Source organism: Streptomyces sp. E2N166, assembly GCF_003671715.1.
Taxonomy (GTDB): domain Bacteria; phylum Actinomycetota; class Actinomycetes; order Streptomycetales; family Streptomycetaceae; genus Streptomyces; species Streptomyces thinghirensis.
This window is the reverse complement of the sequence record NZ_RAIF01000032.1, coordinates 1,555,042-1,564,510: the sequence shown is the minus strand read 5'-3', so window position 1 is coordinate 1,564,510 and position 9,469 is coordinate 1,555,042. Positions and strand designations below refer to the sequence as shown.

At 71.4% G+C, this 9,469-nt stretch carries 12 protein-coding genes and 1 pseudogene; 6 read left to right on the top strand and 7 right to left on the bottom strand.

Annotated features, from left to right (window positions below; translation table 11 throughout):
• The 3 genes and pseudogenes from EBH09_RS34040 to EBH09_RS34030 all read left to right on the top strand — a co-directional run.
• Positions 1-458: pseudogene (locus tag EBH09_RS34040) on the top strand (serine/threonine protein kinase); the annotation flags it as partial.
• 56 nt (positions 459-514) lie between these two features.
• Complete coding sequence (locus tag EBH09_RS34035) at positions 515-1,492, top strand: LLM class F420-dependent oxidoreductase (protein ID WP_121750660.1); 978 nt, start codon at positions 515-517, stop codon at positions 1,490-1,492.
• 108 nt (positions 1,493-1,600) lie between these two features.
• Complete coding sequence (locus EBH09_RS34030; protein ID WP_121750659.1) at positions 1,601-2,026, top strand: SsgA family sporulation/cell division regulator; 426 nt, start codon at positions 1,601-1,603, stop codon at positions 2,024-2,026.
• 6 nt (positions 2,027-2,032) lie between these two features.
• Here the strand turns inward: EBH09_RS34030 and EBH09_RS34025 are convergent, their stop codons facing one another.
• Positions 2,033-2,527 carry a DUF6328 family protein gene (locus EBH09_RS34025; protein ID WP_121750658.1) on the bottom strand — a complete coding sequence of 165 codons (495 nt, stop codon included), beginning with the start codon at positions 2,525-2,527 and terminating at the stop codon, positions 2,033-2,035.
• A gap of 160 nt (positions 2,528-2,687) precedes the next feature.
• On the opposite strand from EBH09_RS34025, the gene EBH09_RS34020 reads away from it, so the two are divergent.
• Positions 2,688-3,035, top strand: coding sequence for a hypothetical protein (locus tag EBH09_RS34020; RefSeq protein WP_121750657.1), 348 nt, complete (start codon positions 2,688-2,690; stop codon positions 3,033-3,035).
• Between the two features lie 7 nt (positions 3,036-3,042).
• Here EBH09_RS34020 and EBH09_RS34015 read toward each other — a convergent pair whose 3' ends face one another.
• The 5 genes from EBH09_RS34015 to EBH09_RS33995 form a co-directional block, all read right to left on the bottom strand.
• A complete protein-coding gene (locus tag EBH09_RS34015) occupies positions 3,043-4,026 on the bottom strand; it encodes an aldo/keto reductase (protein ID WP_121750656.1) in 984 nt (327 codons plus the stop codon).
• A gap of 12 nt (positions 4,027-4,038) precedes the next feature.
• Positions 4,039-5,304 carry an FAD-dependent monooxygenase gene (locus tag EBH09_RS34010; protein ID WP_121750655.1) on the bottom strand — a complete coding sequence of 422 codons (1,266 nt, stop codon included), beginning with the start codon at positions 5,302-5,304 and terminating at the stop codon, positions 4,039-4,041.
• 92 nt (positions 5,305-5,396) lie between these two features.
• Positions 5,397-6,098, bottom strand: a complete 702-nt coding sequence (locus EBH09_RS34005) for a ribonuclease H (protein WP_121750654.1) — start codon at positions 6,096-6,098, stop codon at positions 5,397-5,399.
• A gap of 30 nt (positions 6,099-6,128) precedes the next feature.
• The gene (locus EBH09_RS34000; protein WP_121750653.1) at positions 6,129-6,926 is read right to left on the bottom strand and encodes a VOC family protein; all 798 of its coding nucleotides are present in this window, start codon (positions 6,924-6,926) and stop codon (positions 6,129-6,131) included.
• A gap of 136 nt (positions 6,927-7,062) precedes the next feature.
• A complete protein-coding gene (locus EBH09_RS33995) occupies positions 7,063-7,545 on the bottom strand; it encodes a VOC family protein (protein WP_121751144.1) in 483 nt (160 codons plus the stop codon).
• 246 nt (positions 7,546-7,791) lie between these two features.
• Between EBH09_RS33995 and EBH09_RS33990 the strand changes: the two genes are divergently transcribed.
• Positions 7,792-8,445 (top strand): ATP-dependent Clp protease proteolytic subunit, encoded by a 654-nt coding sequence (locus EBH09_RS33990; protein WP_121750652.1) that lies wholly within the window; start codon positions 7,792-7,794, stop codon positions 8,443-8,445.
• Position 8,446: 1 nt separating this feature from the next.
• Positions 8,447-9,049 (top strand): ATP-dependent Clp protease proteolytic subunit, encoded by a 603-nt coding sequence (locus EBH09_RS33985; protein ID WP_121750651.1) that lies wholly within the window; start codon positions 8,447-8,449, stop codon positions 9,047-9,049.
• 51 nt (positions 9,050-9,100) lie between these two features.
• Here EBH09_RS33985 and EBH09_RS33980 read toward each other — a convergent pair.
• The coding region (locus EBH09_RS33980; protein WP_153182759.1) for a helix-turn-helix transcriptional regulator at positions 9,101-9,469 on the bottom strand (369 nt) is incomplete at its 5' end.

The following is a 9,469-nucleotide window of genomic DNA, read 5'->3' as shown; positions in this document are numbered from 1 at the left end:
GGTTCCGCCGCTACGACGCGCCGGAGGGCTTCTCCGTCGCCCTTCCCGGGGGGTGGCGGCGGCTGGACACCTCGCGGGTGCCCGACGTGGCGTACCGGGTCGTCTTCGGCTCGTCCGGCGACCCGCGCACCCTCGCGGTCACCTACAGCGAGCGCGCGGGCGAGGATCCCGTGGCGGTCTGGCGCGACGACGTCGAGCCCGGCCTGGAGCGGTCGGGCGACTACCGCAGGATCGGCGAGATCCGCGCGACGACGTACCGGGGGCGCGAGGCGGCCGACATGGAGTGGGTCGCCCGGGACGGCGACACCCGGGTGCGCACCTTCGGCCGCGGCTTCCTCCTCGGCGGCGGACGCAGCTTCTCGCTGCGCTGGACGACTCCGGCCGACGACTGGGACGACTCGGCGAACGAGCAGGCGCTCGCCGCCTTCCTCAAGACGTTCCGGGAGGACGCGGACTGACACCTGCCCCCGGAATCCCTCCGTTTTCGCTCCGCCTGGCCGGGGACTCGCCCGTTATGGTGCGAATCGGATACACGATGATGACCGAGCAGGCCGGCCCCCGTGAACTCGTCGGCCATCTGGTGCGGGCCGAGGAGGTGGGGTTCGACTTCTCGGTGACCTCGGACCACTACTTCCCGTGGCTGCGTTCGCAGGGGCACTCGCCCTACGCGTGGGCCGTGCTGGGCGCCGCCGCCCAGGCCACCTCCCGCATCCCGCTGATGACCTACGTGACGTGTCCGACGTTCCGCTACCACCCGGCGGTGGTGGCGCAGAAGGCGGCGACGCTGCAGTTGCTGTCCGAGGGCCGGTTCCGGCTGGGACTCGGCTCGGGCGAGAACCTCAACGAGCACGTCGTGGGCGGCGGCTGGCCGTCCGTGGACGTGCGGCACGAAATGCTCACGGAGGCCGTGGAGATCATCCGGGCGCTGTTCGAGGGCCGCCATGTGAACCATCGCGGCACGCACTTCGACGTGGAGTCGGCCCGGCTGTGGGATCTGCCGGACAGCGCGCCGCCGATCGGGATCGCCGTCTCCGGGGAGCGCTCCTGCGCGCTCGCGGGCGAGCACGCCGACCTGGTGATCGCCACCGAGCCGAAGCCGGAACTGCTGGAGGCCTTCGACCGGCACGGCGGCGAGGGCAAGCCGCGCGTGGGCCAGCTGCCGGTGTCCTACGACCCGGACCGGGACACGGCGATCAAGCGCGCCCACGCGCAGTTCCGCTGGTTCGGCAGCGGCTGGAAGGTCAATTCGGAGCTCCCGCACCCGGATTCGTTCGATGCCGCCACCCAGTTCGTGACCCCGGACGACGTCGCCGAGTCGATCCCCTGCGGCGACGACCCGGAAGCCTTCGTGGAGGCCGTACGCCCCTACGCCGAGGCCGGGTTCACCGAGATCGCCCTGGTGCAGATCGGCGGCGAGTCGCAACCCGCTTTCCTGGACTGGTCGGAGAAGACCCTGCTGCCCGCGCTGCGCGAGGCACTGGGCCGGTCCTGAACCCGTTCGTGAAACCCGGCTCAGGCGGATTCACCCGTCCGCCTGAGCATCTTGCGGGCGGGCGGGGTACTAGAGGGCTCTACGTCCGTTCCCCTGGAGGCCCCTGTCGTGAACTCCGTCGTGCACAAGACTCTGGTGGTGCAGCTCCAGGCGGGCGACGCCGACCGCTTCCCCGTGCTCGCCCACTTCGCCTACGAGGCCGCGGACCCCTTCGCGCTCACTGTGGTGTTCAGCCATGACGGCCGCGTGCTCGCCCGCTGGACGCTGGACCGGGAGATGGTGGGCGAGGGCCTCGCCCGCCCGGTCGGCGTGGGCGACGTCCGGCTGTGCCCCGAGTCGCGGGGCATGTGGGACGAGCTGCGCATCGAGCTGCTGGGCGACGCCCGGCCCGACGGAGAACGCCACCACGCCGTGGTGTTCGTGTGGGCCGCGGCCGTGGAGGCCTTCCTGCGCGAGACCCACACCGTGGTCCGGCCGGGCGAGGAGGAGGTCCGCGTCGACGACTTCCTCGCGGAGCTCATGGCCGAGGGCTGACCGGCCTCAGCGCGAGGTGTGGCGGTGCCGGGTCCACAGGGGTATCCCGAACCAGCACACCAGGTACCAGATCACCACTCCGGTGACGAGGTACGGCACGAAGCCGTCGTCGGTCGCGACGCGCAGGATCAGCAGGAGCGAGGACGTCATCGTGGCGAGCAGCAGCACCAGGCCGAGCAGGGTCAGCCGGGAGGCCAGCCGTACGGCCTGGGGTTTCACGCGCCGTCCGGAGACTATGCGGTGCAGGGACACCGGGCCGATGAGGGCACCGGTCGTCACGGCCCCCAGGACCACCGTCACCAGGTAGATCGTCTGGTTCGTGTCCGAGAGGTCGTCGTACTTCGGGGTGAACACGACGGTCAGCAGGAAGGCGAACAGGATCTGCACACCCATCTGCGCGACGCGGACTTCCTGGATGAGGTCCGTCCACATCCGGTCCGCCCGCTCCTCCTCGGTCTCGTCGCGCCCTCTGCGTCGCTCCGAGTTCGCTGTCGCGCCCATTTCCGTCACTGTTCCTCCCGGATACCGCGGCCTGCGTTCCCTTCTCTCTTCCCGGGTTCCCCGCGGTCAGACGCCGTGTCGGGGCGGCGGCGCCCGGTTTGAGGGGGCGGCGGACGGTTACACGGGGCGGGACCGACACAGGCCAGGAGGAAGGCGAAGGATGTCCGACACTCAGCTCACCGTGACGCTCAGCGGTGGCGGCATCGACGACGCGCGGACGATCGTCCGGGCGCTGGAGGGCGTCTTCGGCGCACCCGACGGCCTCCCGGCCGACGAACAGGCGACCGTGCGCACGGCGACCTTCGACTCGCCCGCCGCTCCGGAGGCGTCCTCGGCACCGCGGGAGGCGGGAGCCCCGCTGTCCGCGCCGGTGGCGGTCACCGTTCAGGGCACGCCGCAGGCCGTCGAGGCGGCGAGCGAGACACTGTCCCGCGCCTTCAGCACGCGGAACGAGGGGGCGGCCTCCGGCGACCAGGAACGGGAGCGGGAGCTGCTCCTGGTGCCGTGAGATCCGTCTACCAGCGGCCCTCGACCTGGTCTTTGACGCGCCGGTCGTAGAGGTCGCGGACCGCCGCGAGCGTGTCCTCGGACAGCTCCGGCAGCCGGGCGGCGTCCGTGTTGGCCCGGGCCTGCTCGGGCGAGCGGGCGCCGGGGATCACGGTGGTGACGCCGGGCTGCTGGATGATCCAGCGCAGCGCCAGCTGGGCCGGGGTGCAGCCCTCGGGGGCGAGCGCGGCGAACTCCGCCGCGGCCTCCACGCCGGTGGCGAAGTCGACGCCGGAGAAGGTCTCGCCCTGGTCGAAGGCCTCGCCGTGCCGGTTGAAGTTGCGGTGGTCGTTGGCGGCGAAGACCGTGTCCCGGGTGTACTTGCCGGACAGCAGGCCGGAGGCCAGCGGCACCCGGGCGATGATGCCGACGCCCGCCTCCCGGGCCGCCGGAAGGACCTCGCGCAGGGGCTTCATACGGAACGGGTTGAGGATGATCTGCACGCTCGCCACGTTGGGCCGGGCGATCGCGGTCAGCGCCTCCTCGCAGGTCTCCACGCTGACGCCGTACGCGGCGACGCGCTCTTCCGCGACCAGGGTGTCCAGGGCGTCGAACACCTCGTCGCTGGAGTAGACGGGGGTCGGCGGGCAGTGCAGCTGCACCAGGTCGACGACGTCGACGCCGAGGTTGCGGCGGGAGCGGTCGTTCCACTCCCGGAAGTTGTCGAGTACGTAGTTCTGCGGGATCTGCTCGACCCGGCGGCCCATCTTGGTGGCGACCAGCACGTGCAGGTCGGGCCTGCCGCGCAGGAAGGTGGCGATGGTCTCCTCGCTGCGCCCGTCGCCGTAGACGTCCGCCGTGTCGAAGAAGGTGACCCCCGACTCGGCCGCCGCCTCCAGCACCTTGAGGGCTTCCTTGTCGTCGACGTCTCCCCAGTCGGCGCCGAGTTGCCAGGTGCCGAGGCCGACCACCGAAGCGTGCTGGTTCGACCTGTCGAATGTCCGCTCGTCCATGCCGTCAGTCTGTCATCCGGAGCGATCCCGCACCGCGCCGGGACGGCCCGGGGCGCTCCTTCGGCCGTGAGCGGCCGGCCGGCGTGCCTGGAGCGTCCGCGCGAGCCTCGGTCCCAGCCATCGCTTGAGCCGGCGCAGCCCCTCCAATTGCCCGGCCGCCCGGTCGAGCCGGTAGTACAGCCGGGGCGGGACGTACGGCAGCAGGGGCGAGTGGCGCTGGCCGAGCAGGGCGAACATCCGCTCCGGTGGCAGGTGGATGTAGCGGGGCAGGTTCTCGTACCACTGGGCGCTGAAGCGTGCCGCGCTCTGCGACGGCAGCAGGGCCGCCCTGCGTTCCCGCTCGTAGTGGGCGAGGGCGTCCTGGAGGGCCCCCCGCTCGCGCAGTGCGGCGGACAGGGCCATGGCGTCCTCCAGGGCGAGCGTGGTACCGGCGCCGATGGAGTAGTGCGTGGTGTGGGCCGCGTCGCCGAGCAGGACCAGGTTGCCCCGGGACCAGGTGCGGTTGGTGAGGGTGCGGAAGGTCGCCCACGGGGCGCCGGGGCCGGCCGCCGACCGGCCGGTGAGCGGGTGGCCGTCCAGGACGTCGGCGAAGAGTTTCTCCAGCAGGACCAGCCCTTCGCCCTCGTCGGCCCGGTCCAGGCCCAGACCGGTCCATGTCTCGGGCGCGCATTCGACGACGCAGGTACTGCCATCGGGCCCGAAGCCGTAGCCGTACGCCCAGATCCAGCCGTGCTCGGTCTCGGTGAAGGCGAAGGTGAAGGCGTCGAAGATCTTGGTGGTGCCGAGCCAGACGTAGTGGTTGCGCCCGGCCCGGATCTCGGTGCCGAAGTGACCGGCGTGCCGGGTGCGCAGGACACTGCCCACCCCGTCGGCCGCCACGACGAGATCGGCGGCGGGCGGGTCCGCGGAGGTGATCTCGCACTCGAACTCCAGACGCACGCCGAGGGAGCGGGCGCGGGCGGCGAGGATCTCCAGGAGTCGGTGCCGGCCGATGCCGAAGCCCTCGTCGCCCCGGTGGCGGGCGGTCAGTTCGCCCACGTGGGCGACGCCGTCCCGCCAGCGCACGGAGTGCTCCTCGACGGCGCGCGCGGACTCGGGGTCGTGCTCGTGGAGCCGGTCGAGCAGTCCGCGCCAGTAGGTCACGCCCCAGCCGTAGGTGGAACCCTCCGGGTCGCGTTCGTAGACGGTGACGTCGTGGGAGGGGTCCTGCCGTTTCAGCAGGATCGACAGATACAGGCCGGCGGGCCCGCCACCGACACAGGCGACCTTCACATTCACCCCTGGAACGCACTCGCAGCAGTCAGATGACTACGCAGAGTAGCAGCGAAAGGGGTTGATGATCGTAAGACCCGCCCGGCCCCGGGGCGGCCCTATCCGGCCGCCGCCGTGCGGCACTCCGGGTGGCCCCAGCCCTGGTCGTTCTTGGCGATGGACTCCCCCGCCGCGTAGGAACGGCCGCACAGACAGCGTCCGGGGAACTTTGCCTTGATGGTGCGCGCCGAGGCACCGCCGCCCTTGCGGGCCGTGCCGGGGCCTCGGCGCGATGCCTTCTTCGCCGCCGGGACGTCCGGTGCGGGCGGCGGCTCCGGTGAGCCGAGACCGCTGCCCGCGGGCTCCTGCACGACGGCGGCCTGACTGGCGGCGCGGTCGGCGAAGTCGTTGAGCCGGTCGCCGTCGACCTGGTGGGCGGGCACGTAGCGGAACTCGACCGAGCGGCCGCCGAGCAGCTCGTCGATGCGTACGACCAGCTCCTGGTTGGCGACCGGCTTGCCGGCGGCCGTCTTCCAGCCGTTGCGCTTCCAGCCGGGCAGCCAGGTGGTGACGGCCTTCATGGCGTACTGCGAGTCCATGCGGACCTCGAGCGGTACGTCGGGGTCGGTCGACGCCAGCAGGCGCTCCAGCGCCGTGAGTTCGGCGATGTTGTTGGTGGCCTTGCCGAGCGGCCCCGCTTCCCAGCGGACGGGGCTCTCCGACGCGTCGGCGACCACCCAGGCCCAGCCGGCCGGACCCGGGTTTCCCTTCGAAGCCCCGTCGCACGCGGCCACAACACGTTCACGCATGCGCCCGATCATGCCATGGCTCGACGGGGTGCCGGGACGGGGTCAGGAGACGTCCGTGATCTTAGCCATCTCTCCCTCGGTCCTCGTGATGTCGAGCACCGAGAAAGTCGCGCCCTGCGGGTCGCTCAGGGTCGCGAACCGGCCGAAGGGGCTGCTCATCGGTCCGAACCACAGGGTCCCGCCCAGCTCGGTGGCGCGGGCCACGGCCTCGTCGCAGTCGGCGACGGTGAAGTAGACGTTGATGTACGGCGGCACCTCGGGCGGGATGTCGTCCGTCATGGCCATGCGGCCGAGCACGGTGTCGTCGCCCACGTCGAAGAGGCGGAAGTCCACCCCGTCGTCCTCCATCTGCTTCGCCGTGTAGGAGAAGACCGCGGGGAAGAAGGCGTCCGACTTCCCGGGTTCGCGGGTGAAGACCTCGGCCCAGCAGTACGCGCCGGGCTCGGCCACCGCCTCGAACCCCTCGTGGGTGCCGCCCTGCCAGATGCCGAACACGACGCCGCCCGGATCCCGGGCCAGGCACATGGTGCCGAAATCGCCGACCCGCATGGGCTCCATCAGCACCTCACCGCCCGCCTCGCGGATCCGGGAGGCGGTCGCCGCGGCGTCGGGGGACGCGAAGTAGAGGCACCACTGCGAGTGGCCCTCCTGACCGGACATGGGCGGGACAACGGCGGCGACCGCCTTGCCGTTCGCGTAGCACTGGGTGTAGTTGCCGTGCTCCGACGACGACTCGCCGAAGGTCCAGCCGAGGACGTCGCCGTAGAAGCTCTTGGCTCCCTCGACGTCACCGAACATGGCATCGGCCCAGCAGGGGGTTCCTTCAGGTTGCACGGCCATGACTGCCGCCTCCCGTAGGGATGAACGGTCCGGTGGGTGGTCCGGACGATGAGGTTGGACAGGGGGTCGGGGTGGTGAGGACGGTCCGGTTCCTCACGCTAGTCATCCCCGCCCCTGCCCGCGCGCCGGCGGCTGTTCACTCGCCGGCGTACGCCTTCTCCAGCGTGGCGATGTCGAGCTTGCGCATCGACATCATGGCCTTGTTGGCGCGCCCCGCCTTCACGGGGTCCGGGTCGCGGAACATCTCCTCGAGCCTGCTCGGGACGACCTGCCAGGACACACCGAACCTGTCCTTGACCCAGCCGCAGGGGCCCTCCTCCCCGCCGCCCTCGGTGAGCCTGGTCCAGTAGTGGTCGACCTCTTGCTGGTTCTCACAGGTGATCTGGAAGGAGATCGCCTCGTTGAACTTGAACTCCGGGCCTCCGTTGAGGGCGACGAACTTCTGGCCGTTGGCCGTGAAGTCGACGGTGAGCACGGTGCCGGTGGGCTGGTGCCCTCCCTCGGGGTATCGGGTGACGGCGCCGATGCCGGAGTCCTTGAAGAGGGAGACGTAGAAGTGGGCGGCCTCCTCCGCCTGGCCGTCGAACCAGAGACACGTGGTGAATCCGTCGGTGCTCATGAGTACCTCCTGCGCGTCGAACACGGTCACCACTGTCGACCGGCGAGAGCGGGAGAACTCATCGGTCGTACGCAGTCCGATGCGGACGGTTCCGCCACGGGAACCGAGCGCTCTGCTCGTGGCGAATCTGCCGCGGGCAGAGAAAGCCCCGCCGGAGCCCGCGGCGGGCCGAGAGTGGAGGAACCGCGGCGCCACCGGCCGCGTACCACTCCACCGGAACTCCCGACGACTCGACAAGGAGCGCCGATGTCTCCACTCATCGCCGGCCCGGCCCCGGCCGTGCTGCCCCGGGCCCAGGAGGGCGACACCCCCGCGACCCGGTTCGACGACCATCTGGCCGAGCAGTTGCTCGCGCAGCGGATCGTGCTGCTGGGCACCCAGGTCGACGAGGTCTCCGCGAACCGGATCTGCGCCCAGCTGCTGATCCTGTCCGGGGAGGACCCCCGCACCGACATCAGTCTGTACATCAACAGTCCCGGCGGCTCCGTGCACGCCGGGCTCGCCATCTACGACACGATGCGGCTGATCCCCAACGACGTCTCGACGCTCGCCATGGGGTTCGCCGCCAGCATGGGGCAGTTCCTGCTGAGCGTCGGCGCGGCGGGCAAGCGCTACGCCCTGCCGAACGCCCGGGTCATGATGCACCAGCCGTCGGCGGGCATCGGCGGCACCACCGCCGACATCGAGATCCAGGCCGAGAACCTGGAGTTCACCAAGCGGACCATCGAGCGGATCACCGCCGAGCACACCGGTCAGAGCCCGGAGACCATCTCCCGGGACGGCGACCGCGACCGCTGGTTCACGGCCGAGGAGGCCAGGGAGTACGGAATGGTGGACCAGGTCGTCCAGTCCCTCGCGGACGTGCGCCCGGCCGCCACCAGGCGACGGATGGGGCTGTGACATGGGGAGCTACACGATTCCGAACGTCGTCGAACGGACCCCGCAGGGCGAGCGGTCCTACGACGTGTTCAGCCGGCTGCTGTCGGAGCGGATCATCTTCCTGGGCACCGAGATCGACGACGGCGTGGCGAACGTCGTCATCGCGCAACTCCTCCATCTGGAGTCGTCGGCTCCGGAGAGCGAGATCGCGGTCTACATCAACTCCCCCGGCGGCTCGTTCACGTCGCTGATGGCGATCTACGACACCATGACGTTCGTGCAGGCGCCGATCTCGACGTTCTGCGTCGGGCAGGCGGCTTCCACGGCGGCCGTGCTGCTGGCGGGCGGGGACCCCGGGCGGCGGTTCGTGCTGGAACACGCGCGGGTGCTGCTCGGCCAGCCGGCCAGCGGCGGACGGCAGGGCACGGTCTCCGACCTGGCGCTGCAGGCCAAGGAGATGGTGCGGATCCGCTCCCAGGTCGAGGAGGTGCTGGCCCGCCACACGCACCACGACGTCGCGACACTGCGCGCGGACATGGACCGCGACAAGGTGTTCACCGCCGAGGAGGCCGTGGCGTACGGGCTGGCCGACGAGGTCCTCAGCCGGCGCCTGGTGCGCGTGTGAGACGCCGGGCCGGCGCCTCGCCGTCCGCGGGACGCCGGCCCGCGCGGGCGGTCAGGCCGCCAGGCACATCCCGTCGTAGCGGGCGCCGGACGTACCGTGCCCCCGGCCGGCGCCGGTGTGCCGGGAGGTGACGCGCGCCAGTTCTCCCTGGGTCCGCGCCAGCAGGTCGCCCAGCCCCAGTCCGAGTGCGCCCGCGGCGGCGGCCAGCACCTCCGACGACGCCTCCTTGCGGCCGCGCTCCACCTCCGACAGGTACGGCATGGAGATCCGGGCGGCCTCCGCCACCTCCTTCAGCGTGCGCTCCTGGGCGAGGCGCTCGCGCCGCAGTACGTCGCCGACCAGATCGCGCCAGAGGGGCTCTCTGACGGTGGGCGACCTCCGCTCCGGGGAATCCGGGGAAACCGGCGGGGCGGCGGGGCG